The organism is Paraglaciecola aquimarina, from assembly GCF_032464635.1.
Classification (GTDB): Bacteria; Pseudomonadota; Gammaproteobacteria; order Enterobacterales; family Alteromonadaceae; genus Paraglaciecola; species Paraglaciecola aquimarina.
Map to the genome: position 1 here is coordinate 2,092,426 of NZ_JAWDIO010000002.1, position 25,870 is coordinate 2,118,295.

A 25,870-nucleotide genomic window follows, 5' to 3' on the forward strand; every position below is an offset into this window, starting at 1 on the left:
CGACAATTCAGATTATTTATACTTGTTAGATCGTGAGTGCCTTCTATACTGATTAAGCAGTATAAATGCTTAATTATTAGGCAACACTCATGCAATGGAGATATTTTTATGAAAAGGATTCAACTCAAAAATCATCATGGCTTTACGCTAATCGAATTAATGATTGTAGTAGCGATAGTCGGTATTTTAGCCATGTTTGCCATCCCCGCTTATCAATCGTACACCGAAAAAGCCCGCTTTACACAAGTCGTAACTGCCATCGCTGCAACTAAAACTGCAGTCGAAATTTGTGTGCAAATGGGTAATGCTCTTGATGATTGTGATGGCTCGTCAAATGGTGTGCCGGCCGATATAGAAGCCGCCGATGGTATTGTTGGGGTAACAACAGCAAATGGTGTTATTACAGCCACTAAACCTAATGATGCGGCCATTGAGGGGGACGGTACTTACACCTTGACACCTAACGAAGAAGACAATGGAAACCTTTCTTGGGCGGCAGTCTGTGTGCCCGCTACGCTTTGTTAATAATACTATAGGATGAGATGTTCAAGGCTCGGCATATCCGGGCCTTTTTTACTTCGTGTACGAGAATACAAATTATGGCTATGACTTCGTCAACTATATTCACCTATCAAGGCTTAAATAGGCGTGGCCTTAAGGTAAAAGGTGAGATTTCCGCCGTCTCTGTCGTTGAGGCTAAAAATCAACTTCGGCGACAAGGTATTTCTGCTAAAAAAGTAAAAAAACTGAATAACCCCTTGTTTGCTAAAAGAGGCGAAAAGATAAAAGCAGCCGATATGGCGGTGCTGTCTCGTCAAATAGCCACTATGTTAGGGGCTGGGGTAACGCTAATTCAAACTATTGAGATGATTGCTAGTGGTCATGAAAATGTGTCTATGCGCAAATTATTGAATGACGTAGCAGCAAGCGTAAAAGCCGGAAACCCTCTCTCATCTACATTAAGAAAACAGCCAAACTATTTTGATGATTTATATTGTGATTTAGTTAAAACGGGCGAGCAGTCAGGGACGCTCGAAACCATTTATGAGCGCATTGCGATATACCTAGAAAAAGCAGAAGCGTTAAAATCAAAAATTAAGAAAGCCATGTTTTACCCAGTTGCGGTGTTAGTAGTGGCCTGTGTTGTGACTATCATTTTATTGATCTTTGTGGTGCCACAGTTTGAACAGATTTTTGCAAGCTTTGGGGCTGAGTTACCTGTTTTTACTCAATGGGTGTTAGCCATATCCCGATTTTTGCAACATTACGGATTATTTGTTGGAGGAGGAGTATTCATTTTTACCTGCTTGTTCGCAAGAGCTTATAAACGAACTGTTAAGCTACGGGACTCAGTCGATGCAAAGCTACTCCGATTGCCTGTAATCGGAGACATTTTAAAAAAGGCATCGGTCGCCCGTTTTACTCGCACGCTAGCCACTACGTTTGCCGCAGGTGTGCCATTAATTGGAGCCCTAGATTCAGCCGCCGGCGCAGCAGGAAATGCCGTTTTTCGTGACGCTATTTTGATTGTGAAGAAAGAAGTCTCTAGTGGTATTCAAATGAACGTTGCAATGAACATAACTAGGGTGTTTCCAGCGATGGTTGTGCAAATGGTTGCCATAGGTGAAGAAGCGGGAGCTGTGGATGAAATGCTTAGCAAAATTGCCAGTATTTATGAAGCCGAAGTCGATGATATGGTTGATGGTTTAACTAGTTTACTCGAACCTTTGATTATGGCGGTATTGGGGCTGGTAATTGGTGGGCTAATAGTCGCAATGTACTTGCCTATTTTTGAAATGGGCAATGTTATCTAGAATAAGGACTAACTTGGAGCGGTGAGTACCGAGAGCGAGTTCACTGTATATTCTTTGACTTGAAACACAAGGTTAATGACTCTCTTTTGTTTTGGCTCGTTACTCGCAACTTTTGTATTTTTCTGGCAAGCTAAGCTCCTTTTTATCTGCGCTTGATATAAGTTGAATTATGTTTGATATTTTTCAATTAATGGCTGACTCTAGCATTTTCTTTGTTTCTTTTATTTTTGTTTTGAGCTTGTTGATTGGTAGTTTCTTAAATGTAGTCATTTATCGTTTGCCGATTATGATGCAACGGGCTTGGCAAGCGGAATGCGATGAGTATATCGCTCAACAACATTCCACCCCAGCGGCCATAAACCAACAAGACGTATTTAATTTAGTTAAACCCGATTCAACTTGCCCTAAATGCCAGCATGAAATTCGAGCGTGGGAAAATATACCTATTCTCAGTTGGCTATGGTTAAAAGGTAAGTGCAGTCAATGCAGGGCTCCTATATCCATTCGTTACCCGATGGTGGAGTTGAGTACAGCTGTGTTATCGGCTTTGGCTGCTTGGCATTTTGGGTTTGGGCTTGCCGGTTTCGCAGCTGTATTGGCCACATGGTTACTAATTACCATGACCTTTATTGATGTTGATACTATGTTGCTACCGGATCAACTGACACTTCCTTTATTATGGATAGGTTTACTGATTAGTATTTCTAGCCCTTTTGTGTCAACTCAAGATGCCGTTATAGGTGCCGCTTTAGGTTATTTTTGTTTATGGAGTTTGTATTGGGCGTTCAAATTACTAACTGGTAAAGAAGGGATGGGCTATGGTGATTTTAAACTTTTAGCCGCTTTAGGCGCTTGGGTAGGCTGGCAACATTTACCAGTGGTAGTGTTACTGTCATCTATTGTTGGTGCTATTGTTGGACTAATGATTTTAACCGTTCAAGGCAAAGATAAGAGTCAACCTATTCCTTTTGGGCCTTACCTTGCTAGCGCGGGATGGTTAACCTTGTTATTTGGCGATTGGTTTGTTGAATTGTATTGGCAATGGGTTTTACCTTGAGGCACTTAGTATGAGTCAATATATAGTGGGAGTTAGTGGGGGAATAGGCAGCGGAAAAACGACTGTTACCAACCTTTTTGCAGAACAAGGTATTCATGTAGTTGATGCCGATATTGTTGCTCGGCAGGTGGTAGCGCCGGGAACCGATGCTCTACATCAAATCGCGAGTAAATTTGGCTCCGAGATTTTAAACGCTGACCAAACCCTCAATCGGGCACAACTTAGGCAGGTGATTTTTCAACAAGCTGAACTGAAAAGTTGGTTAAACGACTTACTCCATCCCATAATTCGCCAAACCATGTGGCAACAAACTCTATTGGCTAAGTCAGCCTATTGTTTGCTGAGTGCGCCACTTTTGGTAGAGAATGAATTACACCTAAGCGTGAATCGCGTTCTGATTATTGATGTCGATGAATCTCTCCAACTATCTCGAACGATCTTGAGAGACAACAGTAACGCGCAGCAAATACGAGCAATAATGGCGGCACAAGTCAGCCGAGAAAAGCGTCTGTCTGTGGCCGACGATGTGATTGATAATAATCACGATATCGCCGAGTTAGTGCCGCAGGTTGCACGATTACACCAGCAATATCTACAGGTAGCCGAAAACATCGCGTGAGGCTGCTCGGTGAGTTATTGATACATCGGTATATGTTTGTGTCGTGACTGATTGCAAAAATATTCAGCAAAGCATAACCGCCCCTATGATTTAGCTAGAAATTCTTTACAATACCTTCATCTTTATTCCAAACTGCTGTTGGCGGTTAACTATTCAATAGGAGTGCTCGTTTTTATGTCTCATGCTATATATGAATTTCCGCTCAATGAAAAGGTGCGTACGTACCTTAGGCTTGAGCAGTTATTTGAGCAGTTAGAGCATGCAAAACAAGCAGATGAAGATTGGCAGTATATTAATTTTTTGGATTGTTTATTTACTTTGCTCGACTTGTTGGAGCGTATAGATTTACGAAATGATGTTCTTAAAGACATAGAGTTACATGAACGAAACTTGGTGATTTGGTCGCAGCATCCGAATATAGACAACGATGCTTTGCAAAGTGCGTTACAAAAAATACTGCGTTTAAGGGAGGCTTTGAAAGGTTCCAAGAAAATCGGCTCCGAATTAAAAGAAGATAAATTTTTGTCTTCAATTCGCCAACGTTTTTCGATTCCAGGTGGCACCTGTAGTTTTGATCTACCTAGTTTGTATTACTGGTTAAAACAACCCTTAGCTGTCAAACAACAAGGCATTGTGAATTGGCTACAAGAACTTATTCCAATTCAACAAGCCATGTTGATGACTTTATCTTTTTTGCGTGAAAGAGGGCGTTTTGGTGATGTGACGGCAGAAAAGGGATTTTACCAAGGTGTAGCTGATGATAAGAATGAATTAATTAGAGTACTGAGTTTAACCGATCAAGGTTATTACCCTATGTTGTCTGGCAATAAATATCGATATGCCATTCGGTTTACTTTATTTACGCCCACTGCACAAGGTAATAGCGGAGTTGAGTCTGCAGTACCATTTAAATTAGCCAGTTGTTAGGACCCTATGTATGCATGTTAATTGTCCAAATTGTAAAAAAGAAGTTGAGTGGTCAGAGGCCAGTCAATATCGCCCTTTCTGCAGTAAAACTTGCCAGTTAATCGATTTGGGGGAATGGGCCGATGAAGAAAAATCCATTCCCTGTGCCGCTAATAAAGATCAAGAGCTCTCAAGTTTGCCAGACATAGAAGATATTGAAGCCTTGCTGAGTGCTCAGTCGGAAGACTTTTTCAAAGAGTAATCGGCAAGGGGAGGTTTTTAATCGTAAAAATCGATTTGTAGAATCTAATTTAACCATTTTTGTTTCCATCCAATTAAGCCTATTCTTTCCTCACTGAAGTCAAACAACTAATTAATTAACTAACTTATTGGAGAATAGAAATATGTCAAACCCAAATTTTGCAGACAAATCTGGTCAAGCCGTTCCACAAGTCACTTTCGCTACTCGCGCTAATGATGAATGGAAAAACGTTACAACTGACGAGTTATTTAAAGGTAAAACAGTAGTCGTGTTTTCTTTACCTGGCGCATTCACACCGACTTGTTCTTCTACTCACTTGCCTCGTTACAATGAACTGGCTAAAACATTTAAAGCAAATGGCGTAGACGAAATTATCTGTATGTCGGTTAACGATACCTTTGTCATGAACGCGTGGGCTGAAGATCAAGAATCTGACAATGTGACACTGATTCCTGATGGAAATGGTGAGTTCACAGCAGGAATGGGCTTGTTAGTTGATAAGGCTGACCTTGGATTTGGAAAGCGTAGCTGGCGTTATTCGATGTTGGTAAAAGATGGTGTAGTAGACAAAATGTTTATTGAGCCAGACTTACCAGGCGACCCCTTTGAAGTGTCAGATGCGGATACAATGTTGGCTTATGTGGCGCCAGATGCGAAACCAGCAGCAGCCACTGCTATTTTAACTAAACCAGGTTGCCCGTTTTGTGCGAAAGCAAAAGCTTTATTAACTGAAAAAGGTTATGAGTACGAAGAGTTAGTAATGGGTAAAGAAGTATCATTTACTTCACTAAAAGCGCTCTCTGGTAACGAAAGTTGGCCACAAGTGTTTATCGGCGGTAAGTTGATCGGTGGTTCTGACGATTTAGAAGCTTACTTTGCATAACATTTTATAGTGCAAGGCATATTTGAAAATGGCGCCCAATGCGCCATTTTTTTTGCCTTATGTAACGTACTACTCATTCTATTACGCAATTGATAAAGCTAAAGCTTTGTCAAATACGGCAGACCGCAAAGTGCGTAGGCTGCGTAGATACTTTTATCTAGATACTTTTATCTAGACACCCAACATAAATAAATACACTGCAAATGGCGACTTAAAAAGTGCAGTAAAACTGTCACTCACTTATATTCACCTCGTATATTTTAGAAATACTTTTATCTTGACACCCAACATAAATAAATACACTGCAAATGGCGACTTAAAAAGTGCAGCAAAACTGTCACTCACTTATATTCACCTCGTATATTTTAGAAATGAGGGTTTTGAAGAGGATAACTGCAGATATTCGTGTATTTACGCGTTTTGCGGGTACGCTTATTCTTACCTTGCGATAATAGATTCAAATGGATGTGAGTAAACTATGCTCGTTTGAGTAATGTCTTCGATGTACACATGCCCCGCATGCGTTGATGACCAGTATGCTCAGCAAATTGTCGCATCATGTGCTCTGAGCCAACGGCATAGCAAAAGTGTTGTTCGAACTCTGTGGTAAGGGTGAGCCATTGTGCATCTGATAGCCCCAATCTTTGTAATATTGCTGGTTGGGTGGTGGCGATATGGCCTTGTTTATCTTCGCGAATGACACGGCCTGTTATATCCACTAGTTCGCAGTAATCTTTTAATGAGAATGAAATGCCTTTGGGCATGTTTTGCCTAGGGTTACCCACAAATGGCAACAGCGTGTGGGGTGGGTGTTGGTTAGTTTTCAACGCGTGAATGCGTTTTTGAATGCTGGTGTGATGGGAGTTTTCAGGGGTTGTCGCTATTTTTGTGCGAATGGGATTTAAATCCACATAGGCCATGCAGGCTAGTAAAGCTCTGTTATCTAACAGAGCTTGTGATTTAAACCGCCCTTCCCAGAACCTGCCAGTGCACTCGTCCTCTTTGTTGGCTTCTCGGGCGATGTGCTCGTTGAGATTGCGCATGAGCCAACTGATGTCGTGCAAACGCTGGCGATAAACCGCAATGGTGTCTTCAAGAGTATGCATTTCACTTTTTGTTAGCTCATCATCTCGCATAAACCTCTGGGTCAACAACGTCCCCTTATAGAGCGTATGCCACAGCGCTAATACCTGTTTATTCGACCAATTTAGCGCTTTGTCTACATCCACATGCAACACCACATGTACGTGATTGCTCATCACCGCATAAGCACAAATATCAATGGCAAACACCGAAGACAAAAACAACAAGCGCTCCTCTACCCAAGCCCGCCTGTGCTCATAATTTTGCCCTGAATAATGGTCAACGCCACACAAAAATGAACGGCGCACACAACGGGAAACACAATGATAAAATGGGGTGTCTGATAAACTGATTAAACTGGCTCTTTTCTGAGTCATAACGCCTCCGAAAATGAATAAACACAAGCACAACCGCTTAACGATAGTCTAGTATAAATCTACGATTTATCAAATTGTGATGGGTGTCCTTATTTCTTTGAGGGGCGGATATAATGAGAGTCTCTGAATTGTGATTTTTGGAATAAGGGTTAGGCGTTGTTAAATGGTAGCGCGAGCCTGTATCAGATTTTATACAACTGCACTATTTGCTTATTCATATAGTTGACCTGAGTTCAGGGCAAGCAGTATCGTTTAAGCAAAATAACATCAATATAATTCAATGGTTTAATATATCTTGACCAAATAACCTCAGCTTAATGATCACTCTCCGACGAAATTTTTCGCGTATAATAAGGCAGATTACTGTGCGTAATAACCTATTACTATTAGACAATCCAACCCCGCTAGACACAAAAAGAACGTTATCGCGAGGTTCGGCTTATCCAGGATCCTAGTTAGTTATTCAACGTGCCAGCTAAACGTTGTTATAAGCGGTAGATGATTAAATATCTTCTCTAGGTTTTTTCCCGAAAGATTTAAAGACTGTTGGGCTTCAATGGAAAGAAGCTCTGGATTAAAAATATAGCCATCCTTAAGTATTAAACTTGTGGGACTATAAATAACTAAATCTAACACGCGTGATGGAAATTTGGTGCCACGCCCGTCCCATGTCCAGGTTTGCATTTTGTCTATATGGGTTAAGTCAGCTGCTATCAAACCAGAATGCGGCTGTTCATATGGGCCAGATATGATGACTAGTGGCATTACAGTGCTGACTAAATTTAAATCTCCGGCGACAATAATTCCGTCTACTTGAACTCGTTGGATCACACGCTTTATTTGTTTTCTAATTTCTCGCACTTCGATTCTGCGCTTGTCTTCTTCCCAACTGGTCGGGTAATTTCCGCAGCACTCTAAATCAAGAGAGACGACTAATAGGCGTTTGCTCGCGGTAATAATTATTGCGCCATTAACTGATATGCCTGAGTCTAGGCTCTGTGCATATTTTAATTCGCCGTTATTAATTATCAGTGCTTGTAAACGTGCTTTATTAAGGTCTGGGTAAGCCACTATTCTTTGAAATTCTTGCAGTGGTTCAATTGGGTAACGGCTAGCAATTACCGTTCTTTGTCGCCCTCCGCTCACCCAAAAATTCATGTGCCAGTTGCTTTGATTATTGACGTTAGAAGCATGTAAAGCCTTTCGTAATTGCGTTTTATTGGCTTTGTCTGTTACTTCATCTAGTAACAGAATATCCGGTCGCACCTTTTCTATCAGTGAGTTAAATAGCGCTGGTTCATTTATAAAGGCGTCACCCGAAATGTTCCACGAAAACACGCTAACATCCTTGGGGGGCGATGCCGTTCGGGTTTGGGTAATCGTTTTATTTTTGAACGACTCGGTTGAAGAATTGCCTAAGGTATTCTGAGCAATAACCGCATTGATGTTCAATACCATTACACATAGCGAAAAAGTACGGAACATAAATGGTCTCTTTAATTCGGGACGTATTGATAAGTTAACTTCTGAAAAATGAGTAAAATGCAACAAGTAACGCTAGAGTCAACACGAATACAAGTAAATGTAAAATAAACCATAAGCTCTTTTCACGCAACAGGCCGATTTTGGCTATTTTCGGCTTGCGAAGATAACCGCAAGGGGTTAATGAGTAGCAATTCAAGATGAATTGATGGCAATTCGATTGACGATTTTTGGCGCATTGCAGACTATCAGATTAGTTCAAAGCGTTGGTCTATAGATGCTATATCCAGTCTGTGCTTCTACAAGTGATGTTTTGCTTATCGTTTATGTATATAATTGCCGAATAAACGTCTAGATTTTTCTTCGTCTTCATCTGGTAATGACTATTTCCATAAGTGTTCAAAAATGAAAATCCTTGTAACTGTATTTCTACTAACGACTGTTTTGACTAGTGCGGCTTTAATTCGTGGCGCTGCTGCTCAGTCTGTAAGCTCAAACTTGCCCGAAGATGCGTCTTTGAGTATTGATGCGACATTAGATAAGTTTGATCAACTATATCAACGAGAGCTGGGGTCGACACGAGGTTGCCAACAGCCAGAGCTACAAATGTTTAAAGTATGCTCTGATGTGTTGCGAAATGATGGGAATGGGCCGTTTATTTTACATCATAATCACGTAACCGATAAAGTTGTCGTGTTATTTCATGGCCTAAGCGATTCGCCTTTTTATCTTAAATCTATTGCCAAAGCGCTTCATCAGCAAGGGTACAATGTAGTGGTGGGCCTGTTGCTAGGGCATGGTAAAAAATATGCTGATAAAGATATGCAAGATCGCTCTTTGTCATCTCGTTGGCGACAACATGTTTCTGAATTGGTGCAACTGTCTAGGCACTTAGGTACAAAAACGGATATTGGCGGATTTTCTACAGGTGGAATTTTGGCTATTGAATATGCATTATTAAATCCACAGTCGGTCCATGCTTTGGTACTTTTTTCTGGTGCGTTAGCACTAAACGATAGTGTAGAAACCTTGAGTAAAGTGTGGGGAGTACAGTCGCTGTTAAAGTGGTATGACGGAGAATATTCTACGGCTGGTCCCAATAAGTATAAGTATCCTTAGTGTGGCGCGTTTTACCGTAGTTGAATTGATGGAAGTGATTTTATCGGTCCGAGAGTTAATTGATAAACAAGAGCCAAACCTGCCTATTTTTGCAGCTCATTCAGCCGCAGACAAAACCACACCGATTAAAGGTGTCAAAGCGTTACTGGCGATAAATAAAGGAGACAGTACCTTATTTGAAATAGGCGAAGAGTATGATTTATGTCACGGTGATTTAGTGTTAGATCAAGCTCAATATCTAGAAGTGAAGTATGATTTACCGCCGCAACAAATAGACAAACATTGCAAACCCCTTTGGCCAATCCACAACATAGTCAAATGGTGAAAGCGTTGTTAGCATTTATGGATGCTCATTGATGTCGTCAATAATGAGTGTTTGCATAGTCATTTTTAGTGCTTTTACGCTCCGCGTCCATCATACCATGTCGCTGCAGGCGTCAACGCTAGACCAACAGGAACGAATGATTATTCAGCTCTATCGTTATATTCAAAAGGGAAGGGGGTTGTTGCATCAACAAGGGCGAGCAGGCCTTTTAATCAATAAAATTAAGCCACAAGCGCTGGATACTTTTTAATGTACAGCATGTATTTCAGTCTTATCTAAACCTTATGCAAAAGTATACACCCTTCTTGTCACGCCTACTCCTAAACATGCTTGAATATATAGTAGTGGCTATTGTGGTCGCGAGCTGTCTAACCGCTGGCCGATTAGTGAATCAGTCTTTTTCACTACTGCCTCCTTCGCTATATGGCATGCTGATATTTGCTATTGTGCTGAGTATCGGTAATAAAACAGGTTTATTGCCCGAAAAGCTGTTTCATGCACCAATGGCTGTGATCATTCGATTTATGTCCTTCGTGTTTGTTCCTGTTTCGGTGGGGGTGATGCAGTATGGTGATTTATTGCTAAGTAGTGGTCTTGAGATCTTAGCGGTAGGCATTTCTGTTACCTTTTCCTTACTTGCCATCGTAGGATTGTTAAGTAAAAAGTTGCTAGGAGACGAGTCTGTTGATTGAAATCTTAGTTATATGTAGTGTCACCTTGAGCATCTTTTTAGCGACTTACTTTGTTCAAAAAAAGTATCCTGTCGCGCTATTAAATCCTTTATTGCTATCAGTCGTTATCATTATAGGTTTGTTATCTTGGTTTGAAATGAGTTATCAAGATTATATGCAAGGGGCGCAATATATTAATTATTTACTTGAGCCTGCTGTGGTGATGCTCGGTTTTCCTTTGTACAAACAGCGATATTTGTTAAGAGTACAATGGCCTAAAATTCTGGCTATTTGTTGTTGCGCTTCATTTACTGCCATTACCTTAATTGTGTTACTTGCCCACGTTTTAGGTATAGAGTCGTGGCTCATTGTTTCAATGGTTACTATGAACATTACTACTGCAATTGCTATGTCTACTGCAGTAGAGCTGGGAGGTAATGCCTCAATGGCTGCAGTGATGGTGCTGGTGGCCGGCGTTTCAGGCAGTATTGTGGGCTTAGCTTGGTTGCGGTTAATTGGCTTAGTCGAATTAACAAACTCAAAAGGCAGGGTTGAGCTCAAGCACAGTCATCAACAGCATTCTTTAGGGATGGCTATAGGTAGCGTGTCTCATGCCTTAGGCACTTCAAGTATTGCTAAGTCTTTTCCTGTTGCCGCTGCTTACGCGTCTAGTGCACTGATACTATGCGCTATTATTACGGCGATAATAGCGCCAATATATGTGCCTTTTTTACTCGGGATGATAGGCATTTAAACATTTTATCGTCGCAGCGCCTTGCAGGTTTACCTTTGCCATGGTGCAGTAGCGTCGAATAGCTTAAGGCAAAACACTTAGCACATCATAACAAGCCCCCATAGTGTGGTAATCGGTTTTGCCAATAGGACTTTTGGTGTCTTCAAGTTTTTGGTTGTCGGCAGATAAAATTCTGAACCAAGCGCCGTACTCGTGATCTATCATATGTTGCCAAGCATATTGCCATGTCCTGTCATACCATAGCCAATATTTATCATCGCCTGTAGCGTCAGCTAGTAATGCTGCGCAGGCAAAGGTTTCGGCTTGTACCCAAAAGTACTTTTCGTCGTCGCAAATAGTTAAGTCAGGGGCAAAGCCATAATACCAGCCACCATGGGTTTCATCCCAGGCGACCGCAGCCGCCGTATCAAATAAAAAGGTTGCGCGCTCTACTAACCACGGATTGGGTCGAGACTGGTTTATCATTAATAGCAGTTTGGCCCATTCGGTATGATGGCCTGGTTGGAATCCCCAAGGTCTGAATAGATTTTTAGGGTCACTCAAATTGTAAGTCCAATCAATTTGCCAATCTATTGTGTAATGCTCCCATATTTTTCCGTCAGCTAACTTAGCTTGACGATTGATCATGTTGTCAGCAAGTAGGTATGCCCGGTCAAGAAACTTACTATTTTGTGTGGCATTGTAAGCCGCGATCATTGCTTCGCAGCTGTGCATGTTAGCGTTTTGTCCGCGATAAGGATCAATGATCGAAAAGTCACTATTGGCTTCATCTTTGTATAGGCCCGCTTGGGTATCCCAAAAATGTTGCTCCATTAATTGCCAAGTGTCTTCAATGTAGTTTGCTGCTTCTGCAATTCCAGCGCGGTATGCCCAACTATATGCGAGTAAAACAAAGGCTAAGCCGTAACAGTGGTTGTGATCATCTAGCACCTTGACTTGATTACCTTGCACGTCTAATAACCAATAATAGCCACCGGTAATGGGGTTGAAATGTTTGTCACGAATAAAATCAATCCCTGATTTTACACGTTCTAAATCAACAGTTTGATTAAATTCTAAATAGGCTCGCGCATAATTAAATACAAAGCGGCTTGAACTCACCAAGTGCCGTGTTTGCTTATCGTATACCTCCCCATTATCTTTAAAGTTCTGATAAAAACCGCCGCTTGGATCATCAACATTGGTAGCATAAAACCCTAAGGTATGTTGAATATGAGAGAGTAAGAAAGTTTTGCTTCTAAAGTTTGGCATGTTCATTTTGCGGTCTCTTCAAAGTAATTTTGTAAAGTGTGTTGGGTTGGCAAAGAAGGAAATGCGCCCGCATGAGCTGCAGCATAAGCACCGCAGTGGCTGGCAAATAGTAATGCATTGTTTACTTTATCATGCTGGCTTAACCATTGTTTAAAAGCACCTTTACTATGCAGTTGTTTACTAAGTTGGAAAATCAGCCCGCCAACAAAAGCATCACCAGCTGCGGTAGAGTCAACGGCTTTTACTTTAACGGGTTGTATGCTTTGTTCACCTGATTGACTATACAAATTAAGTATTTTTGGACCGTCGGTGACGATCAATAATTGGCATCCCGTATCTAAAATGGCATGGATAATCGCGCGATGATCTTCACCATTGGCAATGAAATCCAATTCTTCGATAGCTACTTTTATGACATCTGCTTGAATAATGAATTGCTTAATTGTTTCTCTTGGTTGTGTGCCTTTTGCCCACAAATTGGTCCGCAAATTGACATCAAAGCTAATGAGCCAGTTATTATCTTTAGCCAATGTAATGCCCTTTTGGGTACTTTTAGCTATAGCCGGTTCGGTTAAACTGTTTGAACAAAAATGGAATATCCCAAAATCGTTAAACCAATCATTTGAAAAGTGTTCTGCACTAAAGCACAAGTCCGCTGCTGGTGGGCGATAAAACTCAAAGCTGCGTTCGCCTGCATCATCCAAAGAAACAAAAGCTAAACCTGTTTTGGCTTGCTTAGTAAAAAAAGTGTAGTCGGTATGTACCCTTTCTTTTTTAACGTATTTAAAATAAAGCGGCCAAACATATCTTCGCCTAACATACCGGCAAAATAAGCATTCCCCCTAATTTGGCCAAAGCTACGGCAACATTGGCTGGTGCGCCACCAGCGAACTTGGTGAAACTTTCATGTTCACCGATGTTTCCTTTAATCTTGTTAGATAACAGGTCAATTAAGGCTTCGCCAAAACAGATCACTTTTTGCATGATTATTTCCTAAAGTATATCTCGATTATAAGTGCTGAATAGATTGAGGCTGCAGCCACCAGTACAGAGCAATTGCAGCCGTCCAAGAAAATTCTTTTCCGCCACATCCAGCGCCCGAGTCTGCATGAAAATATTCGTAATAACCCGATTGATTAACCAACGCTATGGCGTCGTCTTTCATGCACTTTGCGATATCGGTAAATTGATAATCGTCAAAGCCAATGGCGATCATCCAGTTGATGTGTAACCAAATAGGTCCCCTCCAATATCGCTGTGGTTCATAAAGTGGACTTTTAGGATGGGTAGAAGACATGCTAAATGTTGAAGCTTGAGTCCAAGCTAATGCATCTGCATTCAGAATGTCTGCTTGTAGTTTGTTGGCTAAACCTGCGTATAAAATAAGTTGAGATGCGCTGGTTTTTACTTTACACAACTCACCTGTAATGACATTTCTATTGTAAAAATATTGGTCTTGTTCGCACCACAATCCATTAATTGTTGTTTCCGTAAGGGCAACGGCATCGTTTAACTCAGTAATAGACGGGTGGCTGATATTTGTTTTATCACATAAGGCTAACAAGTCTTTGCTTGCCCGGTGCAAGATGCTGACAATACCGATATCGTTTACTTTGTAGGGGCAGTTTTCATAAATCAAGTCACTGTCAAAGTGATTATTTTTGAAGAACTCAACCAAATATAAAAAACGGTCATACTCTTTCTTATGAGGTCGCTCTGAGGCATTGATATGGGTGGTGTCACATCTTTGATAATCCCAGGTAACAGGTGGTACCGCAGCTAACGCTTCATCCCAGGCTGGACTATTGTCCATACCTGATTCCCAAGGATGGTAACTCACGACTAAACCGGTATTTTTGGGATCTCGCTCTCTATACCACCACAAGTGATAGGCTATTAACTTTGGCATGAATTCTGCCATTTTTTGCGCTGCTAAGGCACGATCTTTACACTGATCAAACATAATATTCATGACACTAGCCAGTACTGGTGGTTGTGAGATAGAGGTACTTTTTACTTTTTTGTCAGACCCCCAGACATCCGGTCCCGGAAAGTAAGTATCAGATTCTTTATGAAATAGAACATGTGGGATCATGCCATTGTCCCATTGCCCACTAAATAATAATTCTATTTCTTGCCAAGCGCGTTCTTCATCGAATGTCATCCAACCTAGAGCGGTTATGGCCGAATCCCAGTTCCACTGAAATGGGTATAAACCATGCGTGGGCACTGTGTATCCACCAAGGTCATTGTTAATTAGAGTTTGTTTTGCAGTATCTATTAACTGCTTTTGATTGTTCATATTTCACCAGTTGTTAATTAATTATTAAAGTCATTTTGGGTTTTTAAATGAAATAAATCAAGTTTTATTTAATAAATAAAACCCAAAATGAGTTGAAAGTGTGAAAATGCTGTGCTTAACTAATAATCAAACTGATACACCCAATTGATTAACAAATTAGGTGATTCAAGTGATTAATATGTTTTTTATTAACATTCACCTAACACGTACTGGAGATATATTATGAATAAGACCCCAATAGCTTGTATTTTGTCATTGGTTTTTGCGTCTACCGCTTATGCACAAGAAGAACAAGCCGAAGAATATGTAGAACAAATCATAGTGACAGGCTCAAGTGTTGCTCGTACGGAGGCGAATACACCGGCCAAAACAACCCTGATTGATAAAGAAAATATTGCTAATACTGGTTTTTCTAGCCAAGCAGATATTTTAATGTCAGTGCCGGGTATTAAAGTTGAAGGTGGCGGTGGTGAAGTTGCGACCAATGCCTTTGTCAGAGGTTTACCTTCAGGCGGGCAATTTCAATTTACCCCGTTAAATTATGATGGTATGCCAGCTTTTCAATCGGGAATGACTTCTTCCGCACAAGATGTGTTTTATCGTCCTGATATCGGTATAGAACGCGTAGAATATGTCGGTGGTGGGGTCTCTAACTTATTTGGTCCTGGTTCGGTCGCTGGCATTATTAACTATATTTCTCGTACCGGTGGTGATGATCCTGAAAGTACAGTGCAAGTAGAAGTGGCGGAAGGAGGGCGAATTAGAACTGACTTCTTTAACAGTGGGGCATTATCTGGTGATGAAAATTTGTATTATGCGATTTCAGGTTTTTACCGATACGACGATGGTCCTTTAGACACTGGGTTGCCAACTAAAGGTTATCAGTTAAGAGGTAATATTCGTAAAGAGTTTGACGATGGTCATATTACATTTCATGGGCAGTTGATAAATGACAAGGTTCAGTTTTTCCTTCCTCTACCTTTAGATGGTGACAATCGCGAAAGGCTAACGGGCAATGATGGTGAGACAGTTTACGTTGCGCAAACCGTAGCGGCTTCTGAATTACGTTATCCTAGCGCAAATGGTATGTATGAATCGCCCATTCGAGATGGGGTGGCAACAGAAGGCGGATCATTTGGTATCGATTTTGAGAAAGAACTGTCAGACACCTGAGTGCTAAACGGTAAGGCTAAAGCTGCTGATTACGAGCATCAATTTAACTTATTTTTGGATGGTGATGGTTTATCGACGGGTAACATACCTGAAAGTCAGAGTGACTACATTTCTAATCCCGGCAGAATGGCTAACGGTGGATTGTTAAGTGATTTAGGTACGGCTAGTTTTACTTGGTCAGAAACAGGTAATCCTGTGCCAAGCGATTATTTACTATTTGGTAACCGTATTTTAGACCGTCAACGAGATGGTGATTTCTTCAGTACAGAATTTAATGTTACCGGTGAGCTCTCTTCAGGTGATTTTGAGCATACTGTTAATATCGGAACGTTCTTTATCCATGCGCAACAAATGGATTACAACATTATTTCTAGTTATTTAGCTGATTTTAGTGATGGCAAGAATGCTCGATTAGTCGACTTGTCTTTTAGAGACTCTGCTGGCAATGAGGTTTTTTACTCCAAAAATGGTGTGACAGGCCCTGATGTACTAGTTATACAAACAAAAACCTAACCAGTAAAAGAACGGCTTTTTATATTACCGATCAAATGGAAAATGATGACTGGGCGTTTGATGTGGGGATGAGAATTGAACGTGCTGAAGGTACCTCAAAAGCTGAAGGTAGCGAAACTGTGTTGGTATCAGATGATCCAAGTATAGCGTCAAATCTACAAACGAATGTAACGGGGAATGGCCGCTTTACTTATGGTGAAGTCTCAACCACTGAAGCTGCATTCTCTGCCGCAGCTTTATACAAAATGGATGACCATGACCTGAACTTTTATGCCAATGCTTCAAAAGGGTATTTCTTTCCACAGATAAGAAGTATTAGATTTAATGACAATGGTGAACCTCAAAGCTATGAAGGAGAAGACATTACTTTAGCGGCGTTAGGTTTGAAATTTTTCCTCAAGATTTATACATAGATGCATCGTTATTTATGGCAAATTTAGATAATAGACGCCAAGTCGATTTTACCAATGATGGGGCTGGTGGATTAATTGAAACCGTCGTCGAACAGTCTACAGAAACCTTTGGTGCTGAGGTTATCGCTCGTTGGAATGTATCTGATGAAGTCGTGCTTGAAGGTAATGTAACGTATCAAGACGCGGAATTTAGTGAAGGAGCGAATACAGGGAACGAGCCCGCTAGACAACCTGAGTTTACCGGTAATGTTGCGGTGTCGTACAACGACGGTTATGTCGATGCTCGCCTAGCCGTAAACTATTATGGGGAGGCTTTCGCCAATGACAGTAATAGTGCGACACTAGATAGTCATACAGTAGCGGTGTTAAATGCTGGTTACTCTTGGGCATTTCAAAATGATCAAACTATTAGACTAGGGGTTAGTGTATGGAACTTATTTGATAGCGAAGGTATTACCGAAGGCTCACCTCGTCTTGGCAATAGCCAAGTATCTGATGGCGCGTTCTTTACAGGCCGTCCAGTATTGCCTAGACGTATTAGCTTAACCGCTAGATATGATTTCTAATCTTATACTTTAGTCAATAGTAAATTCGGGCCACAGAGCGTGGCTCGTTTTTAAATAAGCTCTACATATGAAGTTGCGCAATATAGTGCTTGTTTAAGACCCCGCACATTTTAATAAAATAACAGTAAGTGATGACACACCATGAATATTTTTGATTACAGTATAGTTGTTATATACCTTGTTCTATTGGTTGGTATGGGCTTTTGTTTTAGGCAGCAAAATACTAAGGATGATTACTTCCTAGGTGGGCGTAATCTAGGTTGGAAAGCGTTAACCTTGTCGGTTATGGCAACACAGCTGTCAGCAATTAGTTTTATATCAGCCCCCGCTTTTGTCGGTTTACGAGAGGGAGGCGGCTTACATTGGTTGTCCTACGAATTGGGTGTGCCTTTGGCGATGCTGCTGTTGTTAAGTACTATATTGCCGGTTTTGTATCGCTCAGGTTTTGTCAGCATTTATGACTATTTAGAGCAAAGATTTGGTCGTTCAACCCGTATCTTAATTAGTATTGTGTTTCAATTCAGTCGAGCCTTTGCTACGGGGATTATGATTTTTGCCGTATCGCTAATTTTGCAAGGTACGATGGGGATTGAAGCCTTGCAAGCGATAGTCGTTACTGGAGTGATTACCGTGTTGTATTCGTTGCAAGGCGGAATGAAAGCTGTGGTTTACGGCGATGCCATTCAAATGATTATTATTGTATTGGGCACAATTGCTTGTATAGGTTTTGGGTTATATCACTTAGGTGGTATCGATGAGTTTATGAGTAAGGTAGACCCTGCTCGGTTACAAGCAATTAAACCAGAATCTCTGGGGTTTAGTGGCGATGGCTTTGGTTTATTGCCGATGATTTTTGGTGGTTTTGTACTTTATGCTTCCTATTACGGTTGTGATCAAACACAGGCTCAACGTGCTCTGGCGGCAAAAAATACTAATGATCTGAAATTTATGATGTTAGCCAACGCCACTGTGCGTTTTCCTATCACTTTGCTTTATTGTTTTTCGGGCCTGATTGTCGGTACGTTAGCGATGACCGAGTCGAGCTTTATGCAACAAATTCCCACAGAAAACCCAGACTGGATGATGCCAATATTTATCTTAAATTACTTACCTCATGGCATGATTGGTATTTTAGTGGTGGCTATTTTGGCGGCAGCGATGTCGTCACTTAGTTCGGCAATTAATTCACTGGCTGCGGTGACAATTGAAGATTACTGTCGTTTGACCAATAAACAGTACGAGCCAGAGGACTACCTTAAAAAGGCTAAATATGTCGGGCTGATTTGGGGCGCCATTACACTGGTTCTATCTTTCTATGCAGGTAACATTGCTCCTACTGTTATCGAAGCCATTAATAAGGTGGGCTCGGTATTTTATGGCCCAATATTAGCTGTGTTCTTGTTAGGCGTTGTGAACAAACGTATTCGAGCGAAAGAAATCAATATTGGCTTAATTGCAGGCGTTGGGTTTAACATTTTTATCTGGTTGGCGCTTCCGGATATCTTCTGGTTTTGGTGGAACTTTATAGGCTTTGTGACTGCGGCTATTGTGGCATACGCCTTAAGCATAGGGAATAAAGGCGAAGTAAACACACAATCGATTCAAGCAAAAGAACAACAAGGCGCCGCTATATTGAGCAAGAAAGACGTCGTCATATTAGTGACCGCATTTTGTACCATGCTGGTTATTTGCATCTTAATTCCACTACTCTTTTTATAAACAGGTGTTAGCAGTGAAAACAGAAAAATCATTTTTATTAGAGTTATTCAAGCGAGGGGTTAATAGTTGCTTACCCAGTGTGTGTTTGCCTCGTTACTTAAGTGAAGTTGATATAAGCCAAGGGGTTTGCATTATAGGCGCCGGTAAAGCGGCAGCCGATATGGCCGCTGCGGTGTATGCAAAATATGGTGATGCTTGTTTTGGTAAAGTGGTGACTCGTTACGGATACGGTACAAAGTTACCTACCGGTAATATTGAAGTGTTGTATGCCGCGCATCCAATCCCAGATGAAAAAAGCTTAGAGGCAGGGCTGGCGCTATTAGACTTAGCGAGAAATAACCCTGCTAATATTCCAATTATTTTTTGATCTCTGGTGGTGGTTCCGCTTTGATGTGTTTACCCGTTGAAGGTATTAGCTTTGAAGACAAATTGGCGGTGCATAAATTTCTTTTGCGAAGTGGTGCATCTATAGATGAGATGAATGTAGTTCGAAAGCAATTGTCGCAAGTCAAAGGTGGTGGTTTAGCCTTGGCTTCGAAAAGTGACTTTTATACTTATGTCATTTCTGATGTAGTTGGAGATGATCCGAGTATTATTGCATCGGGCCCCACAGTGGTAGATAAAAGCACAGCCAGCCAAGCCTTAGATATTTTAGAAAAGTACGAATGGACAGTCAATGCTGCTATTGCGCAAACATTACAATCTGCACAAGCAGTGCAAACTTACGATAGCCTGAAAAGTGAATATGCGATTGTAGCCAACGCGAATACAGCTATTGATAGTGCAATTGACTATGCGCAAAAGCAAGGTTGGCAAACACAAGTGCTTAATTATGAACAACAAGGTGAAGCCGCTGAAGTGGCGCGACAACATGCCGTAATAGCTAAATCTTTACAAAAAGAAGGCAAAAGGTTGTTACTGTTTTCTGGAGGTGAACTCACGGTCAGTGTTAAAAATGCAACCGGCCAAGGTGGACCCAATCAAGAATACGCCCTCGCTATGGCCAATGCGCTTGAAGGGCAACCGGGAATTAGCGTGTTGTCCTGTGATACTGATGGGGTCGACGGAAGTAAAGATGTCGCTGGCGCATTTGTCGATGCTGATACGTTAGCTAGAGCCAAGCAACTGAAACTAGATCCTAGTGAATATCTCACTAATCATGATAGTTTTCATTTCTTTGAGGCGTTGGGTGACTTGATTATTACAGGCCCAACCCAAACTAATGTCAATGATTTCAGGGTGATTATGATAAATTGTCTGTAGTTGTAGATAAATCGCAAATAGGAAGTGAATAGGTTATGTTGTCCTCAAATAACAATAGAATAATGCTCTCATCAGACAGTAATAGTGTATTAAGAGCCGGATTTGTCTTAGGGAAAGGCAATAAACTTCTTCAAGATGCAGAGCGTGAAATTCTTAGGTTGGTGTTTTGGGGGGACGATGTTACCCAAAGCCGAATTGTTGATGTGACCGGTATTCCTCAACAAACCGTATCCCGCAGTGTTAAGTCTTTGATTGAAAGAGGGGTGTTGGAGCAATCAGAAAAATCAGCGGCAACGGCACGGGGAAAACCTGGCTTTGAACTCAAACCTAATCCAAGTTTTGCCTACACCTTGGGCGTATCGATTCTGTTTGACTCTGTTGCTTTGGTATTAATGGACTTTAAGGGACAGATCATTTCTTCCTGTTTGCATCCTATGTCGGACATGAAAATTACCCATGTGTTAGATAAATTAGAAAGTCTAATTACCGAACTGATTGCTGGACATAATATCTCAGAAGATAAAATTTTAGGTATGGGCATAGGTATCTCGGGTTTTTTCAGCTCCTTAGATGGAAAGATGAACACTCACCACATGATTGAAGAATGGGCTGAAATTGATATCGCTCAAATATTTTCGACACGATTTTCCTTGCCTATCTGGGTCGTAAACGATGCGACAGCGGCTGCGGCTGGAGAAGGTATCGCTGGAGTGGGAAGAAAATTTAAAAATTTTGTGTATGTGTTTATCTCTACCGGTTTTGGTGGCGGCTTAATTTCGAACAATGAAATGTTAGTGGGTACCTTTGGCAATGCCGGTGAGTTAGGGGATATGCTGCCGCCGAAACATTATGTTCACCCTAACCTAGAGTTACTCAAACGTATTTTGATTAATAACGGAGTTGATATTGAATCTATTTACCAATTGCGCACCAATTTTGATATGAATTGGCCAAGGGATTGACGAGTGGATATTCAAAATTCAAGACTCCCTAGACTTAGTGGCCACATCTTGTTCTGCGTTGTTAGACACCCAAGCGATCGTGGTGGGAGGACATATTCCTATCAAGCTAGCAGCAAAGATCATTCCACGCATTGAAATACATGCGCAATATCGAAGAGGTGCCCACCGACCTTTGCCGGAAATTGTCGCCGCGCAAGTGGAGAAAAACCCAGTCGCTGTGGGCGCAGCAAGTTTACCGATTCGGGAGCTTTGCTTGTAAAACTCGCCCACGGGGACGTTCCGGCGGGTTGTGCTCGAGGTTAGCGGTATTTAAAAGGGGGTATGCACACCGTCAACTTGTTCAAAAAAGCTGGAATGTTCTGAGCTATAGTTAATTAATGGAATAAGTATTAGGAGAGTATATGCATATCGTTTGTTCACATTGTTTTGCTACGAATCGAATCCCACAAGGCAAAAATATTAATCAAGCTAAGTGCGGAAAGTGTCAGCAGTCCGTGTATGCAAACAAGCCAGTGGTATTGGGCAGTAACAATTTTTATGCCTATATTGAACGCAACGAGTTGCCTATTGTGGTTGATTTTTGGGCCAGTTGGTGCGGGCCTTGTCAAACGATGGCACCAATATTTACTGCAGTGGCAGGTCAATCAGAAGGATTACTTTTTGCAAAATTGAATACCGAGTATGGGCAACAGATTTCGGCTGATGCGGGGATCCGTAGTATTCCTACCTTGATCTTTTTTCATAAAGGTGAAGAAGTAGATAGAATATCAGGGGCACTGGCAGAGTCTCAGTTAAAAGCGTGGATCATGCAATGTTTGCACAAAATTTCATAAGGAAAAACTAGGATGTGCGGGCGATTAAATGTGACTGATGATCCTGCGGTGCAGGCGCTATGCGAAACCTTGGGAATTAATTTGTATCCTCAATCTAATGCGCTAGATATGCCTACACGACCTTTATTTAACCGCTTTACCCGAGTTGCTAATAATGTATCGATTATTCGTGACGTGCAGGGTAAACGACGTTTAGACAACGCTATATGGTGGTTATTGTTGTCGCCAACCGAGCACAGTTTTAAAGCCTCGAAGTGGACAAGTTTTAATACGCGCTACGATAAACTGAATATACCGGGTAGCGCTGGTTATCAAGCATTTCGTCATTCAAGGTGTATTGTACCAGTCAAAGGATTTGGCGAAACACAAGGCAAAGGGAGTGATGCAGTGTATACCGATTTCACCGCCGAGTTTGGGGCGATTGCTTTAGGTGGTTTGTGCCGGGAATGGATTCATCAAACGAGCCAAGAAGTCGTATTATCTTGCTCAATTATTACGTTACCTGCCCACCATAAACTCGCTCAGTATCATAGTAAGTCTTCTCCTTTAATGCTGCGGCAAGATGATGACACCATGCACATGTGGTTAGATCCTTCGGTAACCGATGTACAAATATTAAATAATTTACTGCGGCCTAATTTACCTCAAAATTTATTGGCCCAGCGCATAGACAAACCTTCTACTTTTCGAACAATTGGCGCTGTTGAACGAATAACAGCTGATAGTCAATTGCTATAGCCGTTCATGGTATCTGCTGCCTGCTAAGAATATCGCTAAGGAGGAGAACCTGCCATTTTTATACCCTTTTACTTGTGCTCTTTTAAATAGTGAGATGAATTGGTATAAACCAATCTAGTAGAGTATTCTGAGTTTTTTCTACGCACTCTAAAACAAAAGCTACAATAAAACGATAAGGACTAAATATGAAACTTGAATCATTAGCGCTACATCATGGTTATACTTCTGAGGATACAACCAAGGCCGCTGCGGTACCGATTTATCAAACCACTTCATTTACTTTCGACGATACCCAACATGGTGCTGATTTATTTGACTTAAAAGTGCCAGGCAATATCTACACTCGGATTATGAACCCTACCACTGATGTGCTTGAACAAAGAGTTGCTGCTATGGAAGGTGGAATTGCGGCTTTGGCTGTGGCTTCTGGTATGGCTGCAATTACTTACGCTTTGCAGTGTATTTGTGATGTTGGTTCGAATATTGTGAGTACCAGTCAGCTATATGGAGGTTCCTATAATTTATTGGCGCATACTTTACCTAAGCAAGGAATTGAGGCTCGCATGGTGTCTGCTGATGACTTAGCTGGTTTCGAAAATGCTATCGATGACAACACTCGGGCTATTTTCTGTGAGTCGATCGGCAACCCCGCGGGAAATGTCGTCGATATCGCGGCCTTAGCTGAAATAGCCAATAAATATGGCGTACCATTAATTGTTGATAACACAGTCGCGACCCCATTTCTATGTCGTCCATTTGAGTTAGGGGCGCACATAGTGGTGCATTCACTAACCAAATATATTGGCGGTCATGGTACGAGTATTGGTGGGGTGATTGTTGATTCAGGTAAGTTTGATTGGGTAGCAAATAAAAACCGTTTTCCTATGATGAATGAACCTGACCCTTCTTATCATGGGGTAGTGTATACCGAGGCTTTAGGTGCGGCTGCTTATATTGGTCGTTGTCGTGTTGTCCCTTTACGAAATACTGGCGCGGCGTTAGCACCCCATAGTGCGTTCTTAATTTTACAAGGTTTAGAAACGCTAGGTTTACGCATGGAGCGCCATTGTAGCAACGCTGAAAAACTAGCGGCATTTTTACAAGACCACCCTAAAGTTAATTGGGTGAATTATGCCGCCTTGCCAGATAGCCCTTATTATGCTGTTTGCCAAAAAACTACAGCAGGAAAAGCGTCGGGGATCTTAAGCTTCGGGGTGAAAGGTGGAATTGAAGGTGGTGGCCAGTTTATTGATGCACTACAAATGATTTTACGATTAGTGAATATTGGTGATGCTAAGTCATTGGCATGTCATCCCGCGTCTACTACACATAGACAGCTAAATGAAGAAGAGCTAGCCAAGGCAGGAGTGAGTACCGATTTGGTGCGGATCTCTGTGGGTATCGAAAATATTGATGACATCATTGCTGATGTAAGCCAAGCGCTCGATAAAGTGTCATAGTTTTAGGCTAGATCGTAACGGTTAAAGCACTTACGCTTGAGCAAGGGTAAGTGCTTTTTTTACGCTTAGTTAAAAATTAAATGTGTATAGCCAAGCTAGGTTATAAATTCAGTGGTGATCTTTTATTTTGTGGTCACTGCCGACACAGACGGCAGAATTTCTTTTGTCTTTTTACCATTCAATAACCAGCCAATAGGCGTGTGCTTGATCAATACTAGATAACTTAGATAACCGATGGCTAGCGTCCCGAGTGAACTGATCAAAAACTCTAGGAGTAATGGTAATTGCACATCTAGTAAAGCAAACTGAATGACCCACAATACAGGTAAATGGACGATATAAATCCAATACGAAGAATTTGCAATTGCTCGCATGGCAACATTTTGCTGGCTAAAGATGGTTTTTCCTGTCACCAACAAGAATAGACACATGTTCACACCTGTGTATGCTTGCAATGCTGCTATACCGACTTGACGCCAAGATAACTTGGGGCTTTGGCTGGCATTTTCCATAACTTGTTGCATACTCACTTCACCGCCTAGGGTGCTGTGAAAGGCTGCATAAGCAAGTATCGCGGTGATAAGCATTAGCCATGTATAAGGTTTCAAAGTATCTAAAAATTGTTCATGTTTGTACAAGCCGTAACCAAATAAGTAAAACAATCCATAAAAACCAAATGACCAAAGCTGCGGCATAAATTGCTCTGGTGCGGGGAGGGGAGCATGTTGCGAAGTCACGGCTGGGATCAACAATACTGGCCCTAACAACAGGAATAACTTGGGACTTTTTACTACATAACGCATCCAGTTAAACCTCATGCATTTCACCATGATAATCGTTAACCCATAGAAAAACGTTAAGTTGTACAAAAACCATAAATGGGTTGTTGTCGCCGGAGGGCTTGGTGCATCAGGTATCTGCGACATCATGGCGATCATACCCAGCATAGGCGATTTACTGTCAATTGCGCTTATCGCCCAAGTAAATATTAACGCGAAAGATATCATCACCAGAGGTAAAAATATGACAAAGGGCAATGTCACCCTTAGTAAGCGATTTTTTATCATCGCGCCTAGGCCTTGCTTATTGAGCAACAACGCGGCAAAAAATCCAGCGATAATGAAAAACAAGGGCATTCTAAATGTGTGGCTAAAGAACGCTAGCACATCGACAATGGCTGAATTTTGAGGATCAGACGTTGGCCAAATTTGATTCAGCATTGGGCTATATGCTAATGCTGCGTGAAAGAAAATGCCTAGTAACATGGCAAATGCACGTAAATTGTCCATATAATGGACACGACTATGACTACTCATAATGAGCAC

At 41.4% G+C, this 25,870-nt stretch carries 29 protein-coding genes and 1 pseudogene; 23 read left to right on the forward strand and 7 right to left on the reverse strand.

Going from position 1 to position 25,870, the window contains the following annotated elements; translation table 11 throughout:
* The first annotated feature begins 108 nt into the window (after positions 1 to 108).
* From RS130_RS10500 to RS130_RS10530, 7 genes are all read left to right on the forward strand, one after another.
* Positions 109 to 525 (forward strand): pilin, encoded by a 417-nt coding sequence (locus tag RS130_RS10500; RefSeq protein ID WP_316025911.1) that lies wholly within the window; start codon positions 109 to 111, stop codon positions 523 to 525.
* 74 nt (positions 526 to 599) lie between these two features.
* Positions 600 to 1,814 carry a type II secretion system F family protein gene (locus RS130_RS10505; RefSeq protein ID WP_316025912.1) on the forward strand — a complete coding sequence of 405 codons (1,215 nt, stop codon included), beginning with the start codon at positions 600 to 602 and terminating at the stop codon, positions 1,812 to 1,814.
* 169 nt (positions 1,815 to 1,983) lie between these two features.
* Entirely contained in the window at positions 1,984 to 2,871 is an 888-nt protein-coding gene (locus RS130_RS10510; RefSeq protein ID WP_316025913.1) for a prepilin peptidase, read from the forward strand.
* 10 nt (positions 2,872 to 2,881) lie between these two features.
* The gene (gene coaE, locus RS130_RS10515) at positions 2,882 to 3,490 is read left to right on the forward strand and encodes a dephospho-CoA kinase (RefSeq protein ID WP_316025914.1); all 609 of its coding nucleotides are present in this window, start codon (positions 2,882 to 2,884) and stop codon (positions 3,488 to 3,490) included.
* A gap of 174 nt (positions 3,491 to 3,664) precedes the next feature.
* Entirely contained in the window at positions 3,665 to 4,417 is a 753-nt protein-coding gene (gene zapD / locus RS130_RS10520) for a cell division protein ZapD (protein ID WP_316025915.1), read from the forward strand.
* 10 nt (positions 4,418 to 4,427) lie between these two features.
* On the forward strand, positions 4,428 to 4,658 hold the full coding sequence (yacG, locus tag RS130_RS10525) for a DNA gyrase inhibitor YacG (RefSeq protein WP_316025916.1): 231 nt from the start codon (positions 4,428 to 4,430) through the stop codon (positions 4,656 to 4,658).
* A gap of 142 nt (positions 4,659 to 4,800) precedes the next feature.
* Complete coding sequence (locus RS130_RS10530) at positions 4,801 to 5,541, forward strand: glutathione peroxidase (RefSeq protein WP_316025917.1); 741 nt, start codon at positions 4,801 to 4,803, stop codon at positions 5,539 to 5,541.
* A gap of 476 nt (positions 5,542 to 6,017) precedes the next feature.
* Here the strand turns inward: RS130_RS10530 and RS130_RS10535 are convergent, their stop codons facing one another.
* The gene (locus tag RS130_RS10535) at positions 6,018 to 7,001 is read right to left on the reverse strand and encodes a transposase (protein WP_316025918.1); all 984 of its coding nucleotides are present in this window, start codon (positions 6,999 to 7,001) and stop codon (positions 6,018 to 6,020) included.
* A 459-nt stretch (positions 7,002 to 7,460) separates the two neighbouring features.
* Positions 7,461 to 8,486 carry an endonuclease/exonuclease/phosphatase family protein gene (locus RS130_RS10540; protein WP_316025919.1) on the reverse strand — a complete coding sequence of 342 codons (1,026 nt, stop codon included), beginning with the start codon at positions 8,484 to 8,486 and terminating at the stop codon, positions 7,461 to 7,463.
* A 402-nt stretch (positions 8,487 to 8,888) separates the two neighbouring features.
* On the opposite strand from RS130_RS10540, the gene RS130_RS10545 reads away from it, so the two are divergent.
* The 4 genes from RS130_RS10545 to RS130_RS10560 all read left to right on the forward strand — a co-directional run bounded on the left by RS130_RS10545 (position 8,889) and on the right by RS130_RS10560 (position 11,352).
* The gene (locus tag RS130_RS10545) at positions 8,889 to 9,602 is read left to right on the forward strand and encodes an alpha/beta hydrolase (protein WP_316025920.1); all 714 of its coding nucleotides are present in this window, start codon (positions 8,889 to 8,891) and stop codon (positions 9,600 to 9,602) included.
* Between the two features lies 1 nt (position 9,603).
* On the forward strand, positions 9,604 to 9,927 hold the full coding sequence (locus tag RS130_RS10550) for a hypothetical protein (protein WP_316025921.1): 324 nt from the start codon (positions 9,604 to 9,606) through the stop codon (positions 9,925 to 9,927).
* Positions 9,928 to 10,211: 284 nt separating this feature from the next.
* The gene (locus tag RS130_RS10555) at positions 10,212 to 10,619 is read left to right on the forward strand and encodes a CidA/LrgA family protein (RefSeq protein ID WP_316025922.1); all 408 of its coding nucleotides are present in this window, start codon (positions 10,212 to 10,214) and stop codon (positions 10,617 to 10,619) included.
* Positions 10,612 to 11,352, forward strand: a complete 741-nt coding sequence (locus RS130_RS10560; RefSeq protein WP_316025923.1) for an LrgB family protein — start codon at positions 10,612 to 10,614, stop codon at positions 11,350 to 11,352. The genes RS130_RS10555 and RS130_RS10560 overlap by 8 nt, the downstream gene beginning before the upstream one ends.
* A gap of 63 nt (positions 11,353 to 11,415) precedes the next feature.
* On the opposite strand, the gene RS130_RS10565 is transcribed toward RS130_RS10560, so the two are convergent.
* The 4 genes and pseudogenes from RS130_RS10565 to RS130_RS10580 form a co-directional block, all read right to left on the reverse strand.
* Entirely contained in the window at positions 11,416 to 12,609 is a 1,194-nt protein-coding gene (locus RS130_RS10565) for an AGE family epimerase/isomerase (RefSeq protein WP_316025924.1), read from the reverse strand.
* Positions 12,606 to 13,331: pseudogene (locus RS130_RS10570) on the reverse strand (carbohydrate kinase family protein); the annotation flags it as partial. The pseudogene RS130_RS10570 and the gene RS130_RS10565, both read right to left, overlap by 4 nt.
* An 85-nt stretch (positions 13,332 to 13,416) precedes the next feature.
* Positions 13,417 to 13,587 carry a PfkB family carbohydrate kinase gene (locus RS130_RS10575; RefSeq protein ID WP_316025925.1) on the reverse strand — a complete coding sequence of 57 codons (171 nt, stop codon included), beginning with the start codon at positions 13,585 to 13,587 and terminating at the stop codon, positions 13,417 to 13,419.
* A 25-nt stretch (positions 13,588 to 13,612) separates the two neighbouring features.
* Positions 13,613 to 14,905, reverse strand: coding sequence for an MGH1-like glycoside hydrolase domain-containing protein (locus RS130_RS10580; protein ID WP_316025926.1), 1,293 nt, complete (start codon positions 14,903 to 14,905; stop codon positions 13,613 to 13,615).
* A 222-nt stretch (positions 14,906 to 15,127) separates the two neighbouring features.
* Here RS130_RS10580 and RS130_RS10585 point away from each other — a divergent pair, with 222 nt between their 5' ends.
* From RS130_RS10585 to RS130_RS10640, 12 genes are all read left to right on the forward strand, one after another.
* Positions 15,128 to 16,078 carry a TonB-dependent receptor plug domain-containing protein gene (locus RS130_RS10585; protein ID WP_316025927.1) on the forward strand — a complete coding sequence of 317 codons (951 nt, stop codon included), beginning with the start codon at positions 15,128 to 15,130 and terminating at the stop codon, positions 16,076 to 16,078.
* The gene (locus RS130_RS10590; protein ID WP_316025928.1) at positions 16,079 to 16,591 is read left to right on the forward strand and encodes a hypothetical protein; all 513 of its coding nucleotides are present in this window, start codon (positions 16,079 to 16,081) and stop codon (positions 16,589 to 16,591) included.
* A gap of 35 nt (positions 16,592 to 16,626) precedes the next feature.
* Positions 16,627 to 17,004: a hypothetical protein gene (locus RS130_RS10595; RefSeq protein ID WP_316025929.1), complete on the forward strand. Its 378-nt coding sequence runs from the start codon at positions 16,627 to 16,629 to the stop codon at positions 17,002 to 17,004.
* A gap of 14 nt (positions 17,005 to 17,018) precedes the next feature.
* The gene (locus tag RS130_RS10600; protein ID WP_316025930.1) at positions 17,019 to 17,570 is read left to right on the forward strand and encodes a TonB-dependent receptor; all 552 of its coding nucleotides are present in this window, start codon (positions 17,019 to 17,021) and stop codon (positions 17,568 to 17,570) included.
* 141 nt (positions 17,571 to 17,711) lie between these two features.
* Positions 17,712 to 19,289 (forward strand): sodium:solute symporter family protein, encoded by a 1,578-nt coding sequence (locus RS130_RS10605; RefSeq protein ID WP_316025931.1) that lies wholly within the window; start codon positions 17,712 to 17,714, stop codon positions 19,287 to 19,289.
* A gap of 13 nt (positions 19,290 to 19,302) precedes the next feature.
* Complete coding sequence (locus RS130_RS10610; RefSeq protein WP_316025932.1) at positions 19,303 to 19,656, forward strand: DUF4147 domain-containing protein; 354 nt, start codon at positions 19,303 to 19,305, stop codon at positions 19,654 to 19,656.
* Positions 19,657 to 19,679: 23 nt separating this feature from the next.
* A complete protein-coding gene (locus RS130_RS10615) occupies positions 19,680 to 20,552 on the forward strand; it encodes a glycerate kinase type-2 family protein (protein ID WP_316028025.1) in 873 nt (290 codons plus the stop codon).
* A gap of 35 nt (positions 20,553 to 20,587) precedes the next feature.
* Positions 20,588 to 21,514, forward strand: a complete 927-nt coding sequence (locus RS130_RS10620) for an ROK family transcriptional regulator (RefSeq protein WP_316025933.1) — start codon at positions 20,588 to 20,590, stop codon at positions 21,512 to 21,514.
* A 37-nt stretch (positions 21,515 to 21,551) separates the two neighbouring features.
* Positions 21,552 to 21,773, forward strand: coding sequence for a hypothetical protein (locus RS130_RS10625; protein WP_316025934.1), 222 nt, complete (start codon positions 21,552 to 21,554; stop codon positions 21,771 to 21,773).
* Between the two features lie 142 nt (positions 21,774 to 21,915).
* Complete coding sequence (gene trxC, locus RS130_RS10630) at positions 21,916 to 22,347, forward strand: thioredoxin TrxC (protein ID WP_316025935.1); 432 nt, start codon at positions 21,916 to 21,918, stop codon at positions 22,345 to 22,347.
* A gap of 12 nt (positions 22,348 to 22,359) precedes the next feature.
* The gene (locus tag RS130_RS10635) at positions 22,360 to 23,085 is read left to right on the forward strand and encodes an SOS response-associated peptidase family protein (RefSeq protein WP_316025936.1); all 726 of its coding nucleotides are present in this window, start codon (positions 22,360 to 22,362) and stop codon (positions 23,083 to 23,085) included.
* 185 nt (positions 23,086 to 23,270) lie between these two features.
* Positions 23,271 to 24,545: an O-acetylhomoserine aminocarboxypropyltransferase/cysteine synthase family protein gene (locus tag RS130_RS10640; protein ID WP_316025937.1), complete on the forward strand. Its 1,275-nt coding sequence runs from the start codon at positions 23,271 to 23,273 to the stop codon at positions 24,543 to 24,545.
* 122 nt (positions 24,546 to 24,667) lie between these two features.
* Here the strand turns inward: RS130_RS10640 and RS130_RS10645 are convergent, their stop codons facing one another.
* Positions 24,668 to 25,861, reverse strand: coding sequence for an acyltransferase family protein (locus tag RS130_RS10645; protein ID WP_316025938.1), 1,194 nt, complete (start codon positions 25,859 to 25,861; stop codon positions 24,668 to 24,670).
* Positions 25,862 to 25,870 lie beyond the last annotated feature (9 nt).

Bases quoted from the DNA above. Each gene is read 5' to 3' on its own strand.
- RS130_RS10500 (WP_316025911.1), top strand. From the start codon at position 109: ATGAAAAGGATTCAACTCAAAAATCATCATGGCTTTACGCTAATCGAA.
- RS130_RS10505 (WP_316025912.1), top strand. From the start codon at position 600: ATGGCTATGACTTCGTCAACTATATTCACCTATCAAGGCTTAAATAGG.
- RS130_RS10510 (WP_316025913.1), top strand. From the start codon at position 1,984: ATGTTTGATATTTTTCAATTAATGGCTGACTCTAGCATTTTCTTTGTT.
- coaE (WP_316025914.1), top strand. From the start codon at position 2,882: ATGAGTCAATATATAGTGGGAGTTAGTGGGGGAATAGGCAGCGGAAAA.
- zapD (WP_316025915.1), top strand. From the start codon at position 3,665: ATGTCTCATGCTATATATGAATTTCCGCTCAATGAAAAGGTGCGTACG.
- yacG (WP_316025916.1), top strand. From the start codon at position 4,428: ATGCATGTTAATTGTCCAAATTGTAAAAAAGAAGTTGAGTGGTCAGAG.
- RS130_RS10530 (WP_316025917.1), top strand. From the start codon at position 4,801: ATGTCAAACCCAAATTTTGCAGACAAATCTGGTCAAGCCGTTCCACAA.
- RS130_RS10535 (WP_316025918.1), bottom strand. From the start codon at position 7,001: ATGACTCAGAAAAGAGCCAGTTTAATCAGTTTATCAGACACCCCATTT.
- RS130_RS10540 (WP_316025919.1), bottom strand. From the start codon at position 8,486: ATGTTCCGTACTTTTTCGCTATGTGTAATGGTATTGAACATCAATGCG.
- RS130_RS10545 (WP_316025920.1), top strand. From the start codon at position 8,889: ATGAAAATCCTTGTAACTGTATTTCTACTAACGACTGTTTTGACTAGT.
- RS130_RS10555 (WP_316025922.1), top strand. From the start codon at position 10,212: ATGCAAAAGTATACACCCTTCTTGTCACGCCTACTCCTAAACATGCTT.
- RS130_RS10565 (WP_316025924.1), bottom strand. From the start codon at position 12,609: ATGAACATGCCAAACTTTAGAAGCAAAACTTTCTTACTCTCTCATATT.
- RS130_RS10575 (WP_316025925.1), bottom strand. From the start codon at position 13,587: ATGCAAAAAGTGATCTGTTTTGGCGAAGCCTTAATTGACCTGTTATCT.
- RS130_RS10580 (WP_316025926.1), bottom strand. From the start codon at position 14,905: ATGAACAATCAAAAGCAGTTAATAGATACTGCAAAACAAACTCTAATT.
- RS130_RS10585 (WP_316025927.1), top strand. From the start codon at position 15,128: ATGAATAAGACCCCAATAGCTTGTATTTTGTCATTGGTTTTTGCGTCT.
- RS130_RS10595 (WP_316025929.1), top strand. From the start codon at position 16,627: ATGGAAAATGATGACTGGGCGTTTGATGTGGGGATGAGAATTGAACGT.
- RS130_RS10600 (WP_316025930.1), top strand. From the start codon at position 17,019: ATGGCAAATTTAGATAATAGACGCCAAGTCGATTTTACCAATGATGGG.
- RS130_RS10605 (WP_316025931.1), top strand. From the start codon at position 17,712: ATGAATATTTTTGATTACAGTATAGTTGTTATATACCTTGTTCTATTG.
- RS130_RS10615 (WP_316028025.1), top strand. From the start codon at position 19,680: ATGTGTTTACCCGTTGAAGGTATTAGCTTTGAAGACAAATTGGCGGTG.
- RS130_RS10620 (WP_316025933.1), top strand. From the start codon at position 20,588: ATGTTGTCCTCAAATAACAATAGAATAATGCTCTCATCAGACAGTAAT.
- trxC (WP_316025935.1), top strand. From the start codon at position 21,916: ATGCATATCGTTTGTTCACATTGTTTTGCTACGAATCGAATCCCACAA.
- RS130_RS10635 (WP_316025936.1), top strand. From the start codon at position 22,360: ATGTGCGGGCGATTAAATGTGACTGATGATCCTGCGGTGCAGGCGCTA.
- RS130_RS10640 (WP_316025937.1), top strand. From the start codon at position 23,271: ATGAAACTTGAATCATTAGCGCTACATCATGGTTATACTTCTGAGGAT.
- RS130_RS10645 (WP_316025938.1), bottom strand. From the start codon at position 25,861: ATGAGTAGTCATAGTCGTGTCCATTATATGGACAATTTACGTGCATTT.